At 60.7% G+C, this 15,535-nt stretch carries 13 protein-coding genes; 11 read left to right on the plus strand and 2 right to left on the minus strand.

The annotated features are described in order from the left end of the window. The first annotated feature begins 168 nt into the window (after positions 1-168). The 6 genes from ACOCG7_RS17885 to ACOCG7_RS17910 all read left to right on the plus strand — a co-directional run bounded on the left by ACOCG7_RS17885 (position 169) and on the right by ACOCG7_RS17910 (position 5,358). A complete protein-coding gene (locus tag ACOCG7_RS17885; protein WP_114162174.1) occupies positions 169-1,452 on the plus strand; it encodes an MFS transporter in 1,284 nt (427 codons plus the stop codon). Positions 1,453-1,501: 49 nt separating this feature from the next. Next, positions 1,502-2,479: a fumarylacetoacetate hydrolase family protein gene (locus tag ACOCG7_RS17890; protein WP_114163457.1), complete on the plus strand. Its 978-nt coding sequence runs from the start codon at positions 1,502-1,504 to the stop codon at positions 2,477-2,479. Between the two features lie 44 nt (positions 2,480-2,523). Further along, on the plus strand, positions 2,524-2,946 hold the full coding sequence (locus ACOCG7_RS17895) for a hypothetical protein (protein ID WP_421379297.1): 423 nt from the start codon (positions 2,524-2,526) through the stop codon (positions 2,944-2,946). 35 nt (positions 2,947-2,981) lie between these two features. Further along, a complete protein-coding gene (locus tag ACOCG7_RS17900) occupies positions 2,982-3,569 on the plus strand; it encodes a cytochrome b (RefSeq protein WP_073427493.1) in 588 nt (195 codons plus the stop codon). 209 nt (positions 3,570-3,778) lie between these two features. Continuing rightward, positions 3,779-4,219, plus strand: a complete 441-nt coding sequence (locus tag ACOCG7_RS17905) for an SET domain-containing protein (RefSeq protein ID WP_073427494.1) — start codon at positions 3,779-3,781, stop codon at positions 4,217-4,219. A 161-nt stretch (positions 4,220-4,380) separates the two neighbouring features. Beyond that, positions 4,381-5,358 (plus strand): histone deacetylase family protein, encoded by a 978-nt coding sequence (locus ACOCG7_RS17910; protein ID WP_114162175.1) that lies wholly within the window; start codon positions 4,381-4,383, stop codon positions 5,356-5,358. A 51-nt stretch (positions 5,359-5,409) separates the two neighbouring features. Here ACOCG7_RS17910 and ACOCG7_RS17915 read toward each other — a convergent pair whose 3' ends face one another. Further along, complete coding sequence (locus ACOCG7_RS17915) at positions 5,410-6,363, minus strand: ATP-grasp fold amidoligase family protein (protein WP_244220008.1); 954 nt, start codon at positions 6,361-6,363, stop codon at positions 5,410-5,412. Positions 6,364-6,477: 114 nt separating this feature from the next. Beyond that, positions 6,478-7,560, minus strand: coding sequence for a GlxA family transcriptional regulator (locus ACOCG7_RS17920; protein WP_421379302.1), 1,083 nt, complete (start codon positions 7,558-7,560; stop codon positions 6,478-6,480). A 547-nt stretch (positions 7,561-8,107) separates the two neighbouring features. Here ACOCG7_RS17920 and ACOCG7_RS17925 point away from each other — a divergent pair. The 5 genes from ACOCG7_RS17925 to ACOCG7_RS17945 all read left to right on the plus strand — a co-directional run bounded on the left by ACOCG7_RS17925 (position 8,108) and on the right by ACOCG7_RS17945 (position 15,532). Beyond that, complete coding sequence (locus tag ACOCG7_RS17925; protein ID WP_244219980.1) at positions 8,108-10,447, plus strand: polysaccharide biosynthesis tyrosine autokinase; 2,340 nt, start codon at positions 8,108-8,110, stop codon at positions 10,445-10,447. A gap of 64 nt (positions 10,448-10,511) precedes the next feature. Further along, positions 10,512-11,627 carry a glycosyltransferase family 4 protein gene (locus ACOCG7_RS17930; protein WP_114162178.1) on the plus strand — a complete coding sequence of 372 codons (1,116 nt, stop codon included), beginning with the start codon at positions 10,512-10,514 and terminating at the stop codon, positions 11,625-11,627. Between the two features lie 3 nt (positions 11,628-11,630). Continuing rightward, on the plus strand, positions 11,631-13,091 hold the full coding sequence (locus tag ACOCG7_RS17935; RefSeq protein ID WP_114162179.1) for a hypothetical protein: 1,461 nt from the start codon (positions 11,631-11,633) through the stop codon (positions 13,089-13,091). A gap of 77 nt (positions 13,092-13,168) precedes the next feature. Beyond that, the gene (locus ACOCG7_RS17940) at positions 13,169-14,179 is read left to right on the plus strand and encodes a glycosyltransferase family 2 protein (protein ID WP_114162180.1); all 1,011 of its coding nucleotides are present in this window, start codon (positions 13,169-13,171) and stop codon (positions 14,177-14,179) included. 39 nt (positions 14,180-14,218) lie between these two features. Then, positions 14,219-15,532, plus strand: a complete 1,314-nt coding sequence (locus ACOCG7_RS17945; protein ID WP_114162181.1) for a lipopolysaccharide biosynthesis protein — start codon at positions 14,219-14,221, stop codon at positions 15,530-15,532. Positions 15,533-15,535 lie beyond the last annotated feature (3 nt).

Raw genomic sequence — 15,535 nt, forward strand, 5'->3', positions numbered from 1 at the left:
TTCCAGCACGGCGACGGTCGATGGAGCGTCTTTCCGCCGCCCACCCGGCGCGCCACGCCGACGTTCGCAAACCGCTAGCAGCACGCAGCATCGAATTCAGCTTCAGTTTCCCGACCTGCGCAGACAGGACCGGCGACTCAATAAACGCAATACAAAGGAGACACCACAATGAACGCCCCTAGGCACGACGTTCGCTATGAACGCGGGACACTTGCGCTTCTCGGCATTGGGTTTGGACTGGTCGGCTTCGATCGCTGGCTGCTCGCTCCGCTGTTTCCGCACATCATGCGCGACCTGGGGCTGAACTACTCGCAACTGGGCAGCCTCGTGGGGATACTCGGCGTCGCGTGGGGCCTTTGGTCGATCGCCATGGGGCCGCTTGCCGACCGCATCGGCCGCAAGAAGATTCTCGTGACGACGATGATCGCCTTCTCGGTACTGTCGAGTCTTTCCGGCTTGGCGAGCGGCTTTATCAGTTTGCTGCTGTTGCGAGCCGCGATGGGCGTCGCCGAGGGCGCATTCACGCCGGCGAGCATCGCCGCGAATAGCGAGGCGTCGCTGCCGGCGCGCCGCGGGCTGAATCAGGGCATACAGATCAGCATGATTCCCTTGATGGGCCTCGGCTTCGCACCTATCGCCGCCACGCAATTGCTCGAAGTCGTCCCGAACTGGCATTGGGTGTTCACGCTGTCGGCCGTGCCCGGCTTTATCGTGGCAGCGCTGATCTGGCGCTGCGTGCGTGATCGCGATGCGCCCACGGTCCATGCGTCGCGGCAACCGGTCGATCGGCCGCGCTGGACTGAACTGTTTGCAAGCCGCAACGTCGCCGTCGCGACCCTCGCCATTCTTTGCGCCATGAGCGGGATATTCGTGATCGGCGCGATGGTGCCGATGTACCTGGTTTCCGTTGTGCATCTCGACATGCGAAGCATGGGATTCGTTGCGTCCGCTGTGGGATTCGGCGGCTTTATCGGGTGTTTCGCGCTCGCCGGGCTCTCGGACTTCATTGGCCGCCGCCCGGCTGCCTTGATCGGGTTCATCTGCGCGGCCGTTCTTCTGTATCTGTTTTCACGCACGGGTCCCAATCCGACGATGTTGTTCATTCTGCTCTTCGGTGTCGCGATGTTCTCGATGGGTCTGTTGAGCCTGCTCAGTGGCCCGATCGCGACGGAGGCCGCGCCGGTCGGGCTCATTGCGTCGACGATCGGCTTCGTGTCGGGCGTGGGCGAGACGTTTGGCGGCGGGGTTGCGCCGGTCATCGCAGGTTTCATCGCCCAGCATTTCGGCCTTGCACGCACGCTCGATTTCGCGCTTTACAGTCTCGCAATCGGAGCCGTGGTTGCGTTCTTCCTCATCGAAACCGCGCCGCGCAAGCGCCGGGACGAAGCGGCACGAACGCAGCCGACCGCGGACGGCATTGGCGGAGTCATCGCGCGCAACGGCGACGCATGAACTCGCGTTCGAAAGACACACGCTCGCCATCACCAACACGATTACCGCCATGCTCCCAGTACTTGTCAACGTTTCATTCGCTGATTGCCCGCCGTTTCCAGCGTTGTCGACCGAAACGCATGCGCTTGCGCTGGCCTATTGGGCGCGGGTGGGTTTGCGCGGGGCGCACTGCATCGAGACATTCCTGCGTGAGTGGGATGCCAACGCGGCTTTGCTAAAGCGGATCTCCGACGATCCCGCGACGGCTGATGCAATCGAAACACGCGGCGCGCCGCTGTCGAGCTTTCGCATGCACGCTCCGGTCGCGCCGCGGCAGGTCTATTGCACGATCGGCAATTACCGCAGCCAACTACTGCAAGCCGCTCTCGATGCGGACGACGGACCGGATGGTCCCGGCGCCGCCGCACGCCGCGCCGCGCTGCTGGATTCCATCGAAACGCGGCGGCGGGAAGGCGCTCCCTACATCTGCCTGAAAGGCCCCGCCTGCGTTGCGGGACCGAACGACTTGCTGCCTGTTTCGCGCAACCTCACGACGCTCGACTGGGAAGTGGAAATTGGCGTCGTGATCGGCAAAAGCGCGGTACACGTCCGCGCCGAAGATGCGCTCGCCTGCGTCGCCGGCTATTGCGTCGTCAATGACATCACGTTGCGTGAGCGGATATTTCGTCGGGACGCACCCGCATTGGGCGCGGACTGGCTGCAGTCGAAGGCGCGGCCGGGCTGGCTTCCCGCCGGACCGTGGATGGTGCCGGCATGGCATATCGCCGATGCGCAACAGCTCGGGTTATGGCTTCGCCTGAACGGATCATCGATGCAGGAGGGCGTAGCCAGCGACATGATCTTCAGTATCGGCGAGCAGATCGCCTATCTTTCCAACTTCACGCGGCTCGAGCCTGGCGACCTGATCTGCACCGGTACGCCAGCCGGCCTGGGCACCCATCATGGGCGCTACTTGCGCCCCGGCGATGTCCTTGAAGCCGGCATCGATGGTCTCGGTGTGCAGCGGGTGACCTGTGTCGAGGTTTAAGTCGTTGCTGGCGTGGAATTTCGCAGTTTGCCCAAACCAACAACATGGATTTCAAAGAGGAGATCATCGTGCATAGATGTTCACGACAATGGGTCGCGGGGTTGCTCATATCGGCGATGCCGCTCGTCGCGCAAGCGCAGGGCGTGGCGGCGAGCGCCCCCATGCCGTCGCAGCCGGACATGACGCCGGCTTCCGCGAGCAAGGCCGACAGCAAGGCACAGAAGCAGGCGCTCAAGGCACAACGCGAGGCACAACGCGAGGCACAACGCGAGGCACAACGCGAGGCACAACGCAAGGCCGAGAGAAAACAGGCGCGTCAGGTGAGAAATGCCGAATTGCAGAACCTTCAGCGCAACGGCTATGGGCCGCAGGCAGCGCCCGATCAGTATCCCGAGAACCTTTTGAATGCCGAACGCAAGTCCGCCCCTCAGAAGGCAGCGCCGGCAGTGCCCGCATCGTCGAATTGAGCGATTCGGCTGGACGAACCCATAAAGGAGTTGAAATGGAAAGGAGACAATACACGCCCATCGCAAAGATTCTCCACTGGACGATGGCGGTAGCAATCATCTGCGCATGGATCGCGGGGTACTACTCCAGCACGCTGAGTCTTCCGCAGAAGATTCAGACTGACAGCATCATGCTGCACAAGTCGATTGCGACGATCACGCTGTTTTTGCTGGCGGCCCGGATTCCGTGGCGGCTCATGCACGGCGCGCCTGCGGCGTCATGCGGCGTGCCGTCGCTGGAGCGCGCCGCAGCGCGTGTTGGGCACCTGCTGCTCTACTTATGCATGCTTGCACTGCCATTGTCGGGATGGCTCTGGAGTTCGGCGGCGGGGTTCAAGATTCCGGTGGCCGGCCTGTTCTTCTTGCCGCCCTTGATGGACAAGACGCCCGCGCTTGCACCCGTCTTCAAACAGGTGCACATCTTTCTCGCGTATGCGATCGCCATTCTGGTCTGCGGACACGTATTGATGGCGTTGAAACACTACTTCGTGGATCGCAGCGATTCGCTGGAATCGATGTTGCCGTCCTGGCTTGTCCGCCGGCGCGATGGCGGTCAGCGGAAGGAGCGTTCTCCCGCGGGCTAGATGGCGGCTCTGCCAATACTCTGCCAATAAGCGAGGCGTTTCGTCATTCGCGCGCGAGAGCGCGAACTTTTGCCCGGCATAAGCCGGGCTTTTTTTGCCTGGCGTTGCCGCGAAGCTTGTACCCGTGCGTGCCGCGCGCATCAAGAACCACTGGAAGGGGAAAACTGCCTCTCATATACTCTGGCATAAACACCACTTAGGGGAAGGCTATGCGGCGCGTGATCGTCCGGCGATCTTCGGTTCATGGGAAGGGCGTATTCGCCATGCGGCCGCTTTCGGCGGGCGAGCGGGTGCTCGAATACAAAGGCGAGTTAATCAGCTGGCGCAAAGCCGTGCGCCGGCACCAACGTGAAGGCGTGGCCGGGCACACGTTTCTTTTTGGCTTGTCGGATGGGCGCGTGATCGATGGCAGCCGCGGCGGCAACAGCGCCCGCTGGCTGAACCACGCATGCGCGCCTAACTGCGAGACCGTCGAAGACGCCTGCCGCATCTTCATTCACACGCTTCGTCCGATCGAGGCGGGCGAGGAACTGTTTATCGAATACCTGCTGGAAACCGACGATCCGCCCGACGAAGACATTAGAGCGCAGTATGCGTGCCGATGCGCCACGGCGGACTGTCGGCAGTCAATGTTGGCGAACGCCGTCTGATCGGGCAGGGGAAAGGGAAGAACCGATTACGCGCGAGGCTGGCTATCCATAAGCGAATGGCTATGATCTCCCACGGAATGTCTAATTGTCGTCAAGCTACAGACGGCCCTATGCTTGCTTCTTGCAATGAGAAGAGATGGGCCCGTGAGGCATCAATCTAAATGACGACTACCCTTGTTTTTTCCCATGCAGCGTGTCTGGATCATCGCCCAGGCTCCGGTCATCCGGAGTCGCCGGAACGTCTGAAGGCCGTGCTGCGCGCATTGCGGTCGCCGGAATTCGCGGCGCTGGAATGGCGCGAGGCGCCGCTGGGCACACTCGAGCAGGTGCAATTGATCCACGACCCGGCGTTCGTCGACGAGGTCGAGCAGATTGCCCCGAAGCGAGGTTATGTGCCGCTCGATGCCGGCGACACGGTGATGTCGCCAGGCTCCTGGGAAGCCGTCATGCGCTGCGTTGGCGCGGCGTGTGCCGGCGTCGATGCGGTAATGAACAGGGAGGCGCGCAACGCGTTCTGCGCGACGCGTCCATGTGGTCATCATGCCGAGCCGGCGAGGGCAATGGGCTTTTGTATCTTCAATCAGGCCGCGATCGCCGCGGCCTACGCTTGCGAAGTACACAAGCTGGAGCGCGTCGCGGTCGTCGACTTGGATGTTCATCACGGTAACGGCACGCAAGCGGCTTTTTTCCATCGCCCGGAATTGTTCTATGCCTCCAGCCACCAGTCGCCTTTGTATCCCGGTACGGGCGCCGTATCCGAGACCGGCGTGAATCACAACATCGTGAATATTCCGTTGCCCGGCGGTTGCGATTCGACGCTGTTCCGTGCGCGGATCACATCCGACATGTTGCCCGCGGTACGCCGGTTCAACCCCCAATTCATCATCATTTCCGCGGGCTTCGACGCGCATCGCCTGGATCCGCTCGCCGGCCTGAATCTCGAAGACAGTGATTTCGGCTGGATCACCGACGAACTAATGCATATAGCCGATGCGACATGCGAAGGACGCATCGTTTCGATTCTGGAAGGCGGCTATAGTCTGGAGGGTCTCGCGACCGGCACGATGGCGCATGTCCGTGCGTTGATGAACGTCGACGGCAACGGGCCCGGCTCACAGGTCACGGGCACTGCCGGATGAGCTCGGGTCGCGCGCGGCATGAACGTGGCGGGCGCGGACGGCTGCTCTGCATCACCAGTTCGCCACGGCGCCGTTGAGCGAAGGCCGCAACCTTCCTTCACCCAGCAGTTCTCCCCATTCGTAGTCGATGTTGTCCGGCGTGAAAGGCAAGACGCCCGCGCCGGGGGTAAACGTCAACTCCCCGAAGTACACCGCGTTATCCGGTGCGTACAGATCGACCCGGACGTAATCGAAGTCTTCGGAGAGCCGGACTGCCGCATCCAGTACCGAGTCGAGATGTTGTGGCCGAGGCGCTGGAGCTGGGCTACGTTTGTAGTAGCCGATGGCCACGTCGAGATGATTCCAGTTCTCGTCGTACACGTCCCCTCGCGTGTTTGGCCCGAAGCGGTCGGAAATCACGAGAATGTACATGACAGGTCGCCCTTGGCGACCACCGAAGCAGTGCACCTTGAAATCGGCGGGAATCTGTCCACGCTGATCCAGTAGCAGCCGTTCGAAGAAGATGCGCGGGCTGATCTTTCGGTAATGCCGTTCCCGCGAAACGTTATAAAAATCGATGGACAGCCAACGTGCAGCAATCTGTTCCAGCCGCTCGAACGACGTCTTCGTTTTGTCTCCGACCACCTCGACAAAGCTGCTGCCGTGATTTGCCTTCATCACGAATGAGTTCGGCAGCGCGTCGAAGACCTGACGATTGAAGACATCGGGAACGGCGATCAGGGGAATCAGATGATCCTGGCCGAGCTTGGCCGCCACATAATTGCGCACCGTAAGCTTGTCTGTCAGGTTGACGAAACGCGGATCGGGCTTGAGGCTGCGCTGCAGGATCTTCTCATTGAAAGTGGCGGGGTGAATGAGCTTGGGGTACCGGCCAATGCATTTGCGGTGTAACAGACTCAAAAAAAGTACATCGGGCAATGTGAACTTCGCCCTCTCCTTGATTCGTCTGACTATCGAGTGTTGCTCTTCCGGATCACCGTGATAGCTCGTCAGGAGCGACCGGATCGTCGGTTCACTTTGTCGATGCACTTTCAGATCTCCGCCAGTGGATTCCGGCGATTATGCGTTATCTTGAAGCAGACTGAGTGTAGGTTTTTTCGGTCCGTGCGAGAGAAGCCGCTAGCAGGTCTTCACCACCGCCAGTTCCATCGGCAGCGATTCGGTACTGTATCGACATCCGTTTTCAGTCTCCACGTTCGGCGCGCCGGGATCAAATGGCTGGCGCGCGCGAAAGTGCGTCGGGGACATTCCGTATCGTTCCTTGAACAGTCGTCCGAGACGATTTCCATCGCCCATGCCGCAGCGTCGGGCAATCTTGTCGACGGGCAGATCGCTCGTCCTGAGCAAGGTGATAACGACGTCGAAGCGGACCCGCAACAGGTACTCGAGCGGTGTCGTGCCGAATTCGTCCTTGAAACGACGCTGATAATTGCGCTTGCTCATTGCCGCGGATTCAGCGGCCTGGGCAACCGAAATCGGCTTGCTGTAGTTCTCGTGCATCCATCGAGCGGACGCGCGAATTTTTTCGGCCGTCGTGACAATGCTGACGCCTTCCATTTCGGGTCGTGTATGTTCGGCAAACTTCGCCTGCATGGCGCGAGCCACCTTTTGCGCGGTGTCGGCGCTGAGATCACGCTCGATCTGAGTCAGCGCCATTTCCGTGGGCGTGACGCCATGCGTCGGCGGCGCATCGGGGCCGTCGTCGAAAAGAAAGACCGGTACGGTTGCCTGTAGCGGTGTCTTGCGCACGATGGCGACACTGGCGCCTTGCCGGATACCGCTCGATGCGATGAATCCCTGCTGCGTGATCCACGATAGCAGCCGCTCGTTAGACTCCGCCGTGATCGCGGCGTCGCAACCGGCAACGAAGAGCGCATGGAAATCGGCCAGGCTGTACCGTTCGAGCCGCTGGGTCCAGATTGGAATGCTGGAAGAGGTCACGACAAAGCCGCCCTCGTCCGAGAGAACCGAAAGTCGGTACGGCGGCGGCGCACCTTGCGGCGGTTGCAATGCGTTGGCAAGGCGGAAAACTTCCCCAATCGCCCCAGTGGTCGCAACGGAGCATTCCTGAAAGACCAGCAGTCCGATATGGCGCTCGGCCTTTGAGTCGTCGTTGCTATTTGTAATACGCGGCGTGGGAAAGTTTGTAATACCGATCATATAAATTCTCCGAACGGAATGTACATTCCACCCCTTGAGCATAACGTACCGAATTACTCATGCGGCGACCTGTCCGGTTATCCGGATGTATTGGCGAAATCGTCCGAATTCGAGAAATTGTTGCCGCGCAACACGCTAAAAATCACACGGAAGCGCCAGCAAATAAGGAAGTTTTTGCCGACGCAACGATAGGGGAGTCCCTGCATTCATCTGGCCGATTCAACTGAATTGGCCAATAGCACCCGACTTTATGCCGACGCCGACGCTGGTGCTTATGGCGGACTATGCTTCGATGCAGCATTGGAAGAAATTCTTGTAGTGAGTCACATGTGGATACCGGTCTGCCCGAGCCACGTCGTAGTTCTCTTTCAACCCCACGCGGGTCGATTGCCGTTTCAATTCGCTTTCAAATCTGCATTGCGAAACAAATGCCGATTTGTTTGTCGCATGGAAATTTTACGTGTCGAATTGATTGGATTGCCACGGAGTGGCCGCAGGCGTGGTGCCGTCGAAACGTGCCTCGTTGCTCTCCGGCAGTTCATTACCGCATCACTTATGTTCGACAAATAAACATGTGAGGAATACGCCGGTGGATTACTACCATCAAAATTCGCTCCCTCACGCCGCTGTCACGGAACGCGGTCAGCTCACCGCGCGCGAGATGTTGAATCTGATGCGCGATCACGTTTGGGAGATCGCGGCCACCACCGCGATATTCCTGATGCTGGCGGGACTTTATCTACTCATCGCGCCAAAGATCTACTCAGCCGATGTTCTCGTACGCGTCGACCCGCCCGAGCAAAACGCGCTCGGCATTGCCTTGCAGAACCAGGAGACGCTACCGCCTCCCGCGCCATCGCCCGTGACCGAAATGGCTGTCATGCGCAGCCGTTCGGTATTGGGGCCCGTCATCGAGCGATACCGGTTCGACGTCAGCGTCACACCACACGCCATTCCACTACTGGGCGACATCGCCGCGAGGTTTGCCACACCGGGCAAGCCCGCAGCGCCGTGGCTCGGATTGAAGTCGTTCGCATGGGGCGGAGAAAGCGTTCAGGTCGGCGCATTGAAAGTTCCACGCGATCTCGAAGAGGAGAAGCTCACGCTCGTTGCTCTCGAAGGCGGCGCGTACGAATTGCGCGCTCCGTCAGGCGATCTGCTCGTCGAAGGCAGGGTAGGTGCGGTCGCGAACGCAAACGACGTGTCGGTGCTCATCAAGCAACTGGTCGCGCGGCCCGGAACCCGGTTTACGGTGATTCGCTGGAACGCGCTCGACGCCCTGAAGCGCTTCGACGACCTTGTGAAGGTGACGGACAAGGTCAAGGATTCCGGTCTGCTTGAAATCGAGTACTCGGACAAGAGTGCGGCGAAGTCCGCGGAAGTGGCGAACGCATTGGGACGGCAATATCTGGCTACCGCCATCGCCAGCCGTCAGGCGAACGACACGCAGACGCTCGCATTCATCAACGGCGAACTCCCCAGGTTACTGGCTGATCTGAAGAAGACCGAGGCTGCGCTGAAAAGCTTTCGTTCAAGCTCCCAATCCATGCAGCCCGGTTCCGAAGCCCAAGCCTACTTGCAAGGCGGTCTCGACCTCGATAAGCAGATTGCGGGCTTGCAACTGCAGCGGACCCAACTTCTGGATCGCTATCAACCGGGTAGCCGCTGGGTGCAGAGCATCGATACGCAACTGGAGCAATTGAAGGCCGCAAAGGCGCAATTCGATAACCGCTTTGGCGGAATGCCCGCGTCCGAGCGCGAAAGCGTGGATCTGCTTCGCGCGCAGAAGGTTGCCGAAACGATCTATCTGGGCATGGTGCAGAAAGCCGAGCAATTGCAGGTCCGGCGTGCCAGCACCACGGGTGGCGCGCATATCGTCGACCCGGCGATCGTGCCGTACCGGCCTGTGAAACCCAAGCCCGGCGTCGTACTGCCCGCCGGCCTCGCGCTTGGCGTGGTGTCGGGCATGCTCCTCGTCTTCATGCGTCGCCACGTGATGATCGGCGTGACGGATCCGCAGTACGTCGAACGTCGCCTGAGCGTGCCGGTGTTCGGCGAGATCCTGTTTAGCCAGCAGCAAGCGCTGCTCAATCCGAATTCATCAGGCGCTACCCGCAAGCCATTGCCGGCGGGCGGACGCAGCAGTTTGCCGTTTCAGCGAGGTGGAGCCCGCCTCGAACCGCTCCTTTCCGCAAACCGGGTCGATGCGGCGGATCCGTTCAGTACAGGCAGCAATCGGATTCTCGCGGCGCGCTTTCCGCATGATCCTTCGGTCGAGGCGCTGCGCGCCGTGCGAACCGCGATGGCGCGTGAGCTCGTGCATACGCCCAACAATGTGGTGATGGTCATCGGGCCGACGCCATCGGCGGGCAAGAGCTTCGTGGCGGCCAATCTGGCTGTCCTGCACGCCGAGATCGGCGCCCGCGTCGTTCTGATCGACGCCGACATGCGCCGTGGCCACCTCGCGTCCTTCTTCAAGCAAAGCAATCGTGAGGGTCTCTCCGAAGTACTCGCCGAGCGAATGCCCTTGCGCAATGCAGTGCGGCGCACCTGTATCGACGGCGTGTCTTTTCTCGCCTGCGGCGCTCGCCCGGAGAACCCCGCCGCCCTGCTGATGAAGCCGCATTTCAAGGAGGTGCTGCAGCGGCTCGGCAATCAATTCGACCTGGTCATTATCGACACGCCGCCGTTTCTCGCGGTGACGGACGCCTCGATCATGGCGAGCGAGGCCGGCGCTTCGTTGCTCGTTCTGCGCTCCGGGATGCAGAGCGAGGAGGAGATTGCCGACACGGTGAAGAAGATGGACCGCTCGGACGGGCGCATCGCCGGTGCGGTCTTCAATGGCATTCCGCTACGGCCCAGCACGCGGAACTATGGCTATCCGACTAACTATGCGAGCGACTTCGGCGACGTGGAAACCACGAAATGACATACGTGGGCGAGTAGGGACATTGTCGTCAGAGTTCTTGTGACTGCGTAAAACGGAGAGTGCCATGCCCTTCGCAATCAATGGAAAGTTCACCTCGCAGCCGATCACCGGTGTTCAGCGAGTCGCCTATGAATTAACGAGAGCCATGCAGATGCGCGCACATCCGGGCGATGAAGTGGAGGTGTTCGTGCCGCAGGACATCATCGAACCCGGCGCGTTGCTGAAGCGGCAGCGGCGCCTGCCGTGGCTGCGCGGCACGCTTTGGGAACAGATCACGCTTCCGCTTGCGGCAAGAGGCGTGACGCTTCTGAACTTCTGCAATACCAATCCGGTTCTGAAACGCCGGCAGATCGTCATGGTTCACGATATGGCCGTGTACGACGTGCCTCACGGGTTCTCGCGCAAGTTCCTGCTTTGGTACCGGTTCTGCTTTGCGATGCTGCCGAGAATGGATCCCACGATACTCACCGTGTCGATGTTTTCGAAAGCGCGGATTTGCGAACACCTGAAGATTGCCGAATCACGCGTCTCGGTCGTCACGCCGGGCGCGGATCATCTGGATCGCGTTGTCTCCGACGCGTCGATAACCGAGCGGCTGGGACTCGAGAAGGACGCCTATTGCGTCATCGTGGGCAGCCTCGATGCCCGCAAGAATCTTCAGCGCGTGCTGGATGCCGTTGGCCGGCTCAAGCACCGGCGCGACATCAGGTTCGTGGTGGTCGGCGGAAGGAACCCGCGTATTTTCGGCAACGGCTCCGTCTCGAGTTCAACGAACGCCGAGCAGGTGACCTGGGCCGGATTCGTTTCCGACGGGGAATTGAAAGCACTTTATGGCAACGCGGGCTGCCTCATATTTCCGTCGCTTTACGAAGGGTTCGGCTTGCCGCCGCTCGAAGCCATGTACTGCGGATGCCCGGTGATCGCCTCGACGCGCACCTCGATACCCGAGGCATGTGGAGACGCCGCGATGTACTGCGACGCGACGTCGGTGGATGATATTGCCGAAAAGATTTCCCTGATGATGACGGACGATGCGCTGCGGCAGCGTTACCGCGCCAAGGGCCTGCTTCACGCAAGGGAGTATCGCTGGGATCGTTCGGCGCAGAAGTTGCTGGACATCCTGCAGGGTCGGGCGAGCGACAGCCTCGCCTCGCTTGCACCGAACGTATCGGCGGGTTAATCGATGTTGACGAGGTGGCGACGTTATCAAGTCCGCAATGTGTCGGGAAGGCGCCGGGCGTTGTCGAAGCTGGCAGCGCTTGCGGCTGCGATGCTACCGCTCGCGCGCCCGACGGCGTCGTTTGCGGCCGTTGCCGACTCGCAGTTGCAAGCAAGCCGCGGCAGGCGGATCACAGACATGCTTGGAACCAACGGCTGGGCCGGATCGGCGAGCGACCTCGCCATGTGGCGCGAGATGGGACTGACGTGGGGCCGCGATTCGGTCGGCCCCGGCCAGCTCGATTCGCCGCGCGACCCCATGCGTGTCGACAGGACGGGCGTTCAATACAACAGCGAACTGCCGCCTGTCGTGATCCGCAATAACCGCAATGGCGTGCGCTCGCTGCTGCTGCTCGCCTATACGCCCAAATGGAATGCGTCGGTGCCGGGCGACTCGAAATCGGCTCCCATCGATGTGGACGCGTGGAAGCGGTACGTCGACGCGGTGGTGCGCAAGTACTCCGCGCCACCCTACAATCTGCGCCACTTTCAGATCTGGAACGAGGCGGCGGGCAAATTGTCCGGCGGACAAGTGCAGGCATCGTTCTGGCACGGCCCGCATTTCAATGAGGATCGGAAACTGTCGCGGCCCTACGAGCGCGCCATGCAGGACTACGTCGAGCGAATCCATCTTCCCGCCGCGCGAATCATTCGCAGCTACGGCGCCTACGTCGTTTATGGCGGCTGGCCGGACCAGGGCGGCCTCGACAATTTCCGCCGGTGGCTCGAATACAGAAGTCCGCTCTATGACGAGCGAATGCTCGACCAGGTCGATTACATCGACACCCACTATCTTCCTGTGCACGAGCTCGATCCGCTTTACGAGCAATACGTGAAGCACGGTCCCGCCCGCGGCATCTGGCAGACGGAGATCGGCGATACGTACATGAAGGACCCGCACTACTTGCCGCGCTACTTCTTCGAGTTTGCGGCGTGGGCGCTCGATCGCGAGTGGAACGACCCGAACAAGTACGTATCGATGATTTATCACTGGGATGGTTACGAGCCTTTCCGTCTGACGCATCGCGGTCCGCCCGCGCGCACTTATAACGTATCGGGACAAAGTCTCGTGGTGCTGCGCCGGACCGTCGCGGGATCGCTGCAGCGCTTTCCGGCACCGCTTGCGTTCGGCGGCGATACGTCCGGAACGGCAGTGCTATCCGACAGCGATATCGTGATTCAGGTCAGCGCCGCGACCGGTTGGCGAAGCGTCACCGCGACCGGCGTGAAGCCGCCGGCTGCTAGAACGACAACCGTTGAAATGATCGACGGCCTCACTGGCGCGCGGAGCGACGGCGAGAACATCGCGTTGACGTGGAAGGACGCGACGTTGAATGTCCGTTTCAAGGTGCCGTCCGAGGTGAACGGACCGCTTGCGAAGCCTCCAAGACACCTTGCATATATCGTGGTGCGTCGCGCGGCATAGGCATTTGAATCGGCGAAGCGGAGGCTGGAACCCGCGATTGCCGGCCGGTTAAACCCTTTACAGAGCATTGCGAGATCATGGACAGAATCACAATAGTCATCTGCAACTATAACTACGAGCGCTATCTCGCCACGGCAATCGACTCGGCGCTGCAACAGGACTATGCGGCAACGCATGTGATCGTGATCGACGACGGTTCGACCGACGGCTCGCGCGCAATCATCGAAGGCTATGGCGACCGGATACAGTCGGTGTTCAAGAGCAACGGCGGCCAGGTGTCGGCGTACAACCAGGCGGTCGACATTGTCGATGCGGAGTTCGCCATCTTTCTCGATTCGGATGATCTGCTGTATCCGTCCGCAGCGTCGGAAGTGATGCAGGTGTTCGGCACCGGCGACTGGGCGAAGGTGCAGTTTCGCCTTGACGTGATGGACTCGGCCGGAAACGCGACCGGCGCCTATGTGCCGAACTCCTCCGCTCCGCGAAATTGCGACGCGCTGTTGCGGGGCGGCTGGCTCTATCCCTCGCCGCCTGCTTCGGGCAACGCGTATCGGGTAAGCGCTTTAAAACAGGTGTTTCCTATTCCGGAGGCGATTGCCGACCGCTACGGCGCGGACTTCTATGCGATCTACGGAACGGCCCTGGTGGGTCCGGTCGCGGACATTCCGAAATCGCTGGGCGGTTATCGCGTCCACAACACGAAGAGCTCGAACGTCTCGTTCGCCAACTCGGAGCAGATCAACAAAGCGCCAAAAGCCTTCACCATGCGATGGCAGATCCTGCGAAAGACCGCCGCGGCTCGATTGCAGATCGATCTTCCAGAAGCGTTTTACGACTTCTCGCATGAGAAGGCGCTGTTCTGCTCGGGCGTCTATCACGCACCGATTGCGACGCGATGGCGCTGGATGATGCGCGACTCGCACGACTATCTGCATACGATCGTGGCGAACCCGTTCTGGAGCCTGAAGAAGAAAGTCGGCACCCTCGTTCTGTCGTGCCTCTGTCTCGTACCGTACTCGCCGCTGTCCGACTTCGTGGTTCGCTACATCAACAACCCGCTCGCCCGCCGGCGAGCGGTTGAGCAATAACACCTGGAACAGCGGTTGCATCGGCCTGAAGGAGGCGGGATGGATCGACGAAAACACGTCAATATCATCGCATTCGTGTATGGCGGCTATTTGATGAGGTATGTCTACCTCATCATCGTGGTGCCGTTTTACGGACGCATACTCGGTGTGGCCGAGTACGGTCGCGTTCTGGCGGCGATGTCGCTGATGAACGTCATCTGGATGCTGGCTAGCTACGGCTTTACCTTTGTCGGCATGCGCGAGGTATCGAGAGCGCAGTCCAACGGCGAATGCAACAGCATTTATTCGCTGCATACCAGCGCACGTCTTTGTCTCGGGGTGGTGGGGGGAGGCGTCGGCATTGTCGCCACGATGTGTTCACCGGTTTTGTCCGAACGACCGCTGATCGGTGTGCTCGCCACGCTGCTCGGCGTCGTCTCCGCGCTCAACCTCGGCTGGCTGTTTCAGGGGCGTCAACACTTTCGCACGCCGATCATGATCGAGGTGTTCGGCTTCGCCTTGAGCCTAATGCTGGTTCTGAATCTGGTGAAGGGGCCCGCGGACTCCGAATGGGTGCTGGCAAGTCTGCTGATTGCAGGCGTGGCCTCGATGATCATTTCATATGGGCTGACCACCTGGCAGCTCGGACTGCCGCGTTTAAGGGCCGCCGGCATCGTACCGCTGATCCGCGGTTCGACGATGCTGTTCTGCTATTCGTCGGGTTCGGTCGTGCTCACGGCTTCGTCCACTTATCTGCTTACGTTGTTGTCCACGCCGGCGCAGGTCGGGTACTTCGGCGCGGCGGAGCGCTTCGCGACGATCGGGTTGAGCCTGATGGGGCCCGCGGCGCAGGTGTTCGTGCCCACCATATCCGCGCAACTCGCGCGAGGCGACAAGGATGGCGCGCATGTCACCACGCGGCGCGGCGCGGCGTTGCTCATGGGCTACGGGTTCATTGTTCTGTGCGGCGCGCTGACGTTGTCACCTTTCTTGCTACCCCTGATCCTGGGAGCGGAGTTCGAACCGAGCGCCCGTGTGCTGCAGTGCTTCGCATGGATGTTCCCATTTGCCGCGTTCAATGAATTCGTCGCGTTCTACGTGTTCGTGCCTCGCAAGAAAGACCGCTTGCTGGCGATAGCCGGCGCCGTCTCGGGAGTGGCGAATCTCGCGGCGGCGCTCTATCTCGCACCGCGCTATGGGGCGATTGGTATGGCATGGGCTCGCGTGATCGGAGAAGCGACGCTGTCCGTCATGCTGATGAGCATCATGGTTCGCCTCGAACTGGTCGGACTGGTTCCCGGCGGGCAACGGGCGCTCGGTATGTTCAGACTGGCATGGGGTGCTCGCGTGCCGCCGGGCGCCAAGGATAAGTGAAAG

This window comes from Paraburkholderia sp. DD10, from assembly GCF_049177125.1.
GTDB classification, from domain to species: domain Bacteria; phylum Pseudomonadota; class Gammaproteobacteria; order Burkholderiales; family Burkholderiaceae; genus Paraburkholderia; species Paraburkholderia terricola.

Bases quoted from the DNA above. Each gene is read 5' to 3' on its own strand.
- ACOCG7_RS17920 (WP_421379302.1), bottom strand. From the start codon at position 7,560: ATGCTCAAGGGGTGGAATGTACATTCCGTTCGGAGAATTTATATGATC.
- ACOCG7_RS17940 (WP_114162180.1), top strand. From the start codon at position 13,169: ATGGACAGAATCACAATAGTCATCTGCAACTATAACTACGAGCGCTAT.
- ACOCG7_RS17945 (WP_114162181.1), top strand. From the start codon at position 14,219: ATGGATCGACGAAAACACGTCAATATCATCGCATTCGTGTATGGCGGC.
- ACOCG7_RS17895 (WP_421379297.1), top strand. From the start codon at position 2,524: ATGGATTTCAAAGAGGAGATCATCGTGCATAGATGTTCACGACAATGG.
- ACOCG7_RS17885 (WP_114162174.1), top strand. From the start codon at position 169: ATGAACGCCCCTAGGCACGACGTTCGCTATGAACGCGGGACACTTGCG.
- ACOCG7_RS17905 (WP_073427494.1), top strand. From the start codon at position 3,779: ATGCGGCGCGTGATCGTCCGGCGATCTTCGGTTCATGGGAAGGGCGTA.
- ACOCG7_RS17890 (WP_114163457.1), top strand. From the start codon at position 1,502: ATGCTCCCAGTACTTGTCAACGTTTCATTCGCTGATTGCCCGCCGTTT.
- ACOCG7_RS17900 (WP_073427493.1), top strand. From the start codon at position 2,982: ATGGAAAGGAGACAATACACGCCCATCGCAAAGATTCTCCACTGGACG.
- ACOCG7_RS17935 (WP_114162179.1), top strand. From the start codon at position 11,631: ATGTTGACGAGGTGGCGACGTTATCAAGTCCGCAATGTGTCGGGAAGG.
- ACOCG7_RS17910 (WP_114162175.1), top strand. From the start codon at position 4,381: ATGACGACTACCCTTGTTTTTTCCCATGCAGCGTGTCTGGATCATCGC.
- ACOCG7_RS17930 (WP_114162178.1), top strand. From the start codon at position 10,512: ATGCCCTTCGCAATCAATGGAAAGTTCACCTCGCAGCCGATCACCGGT.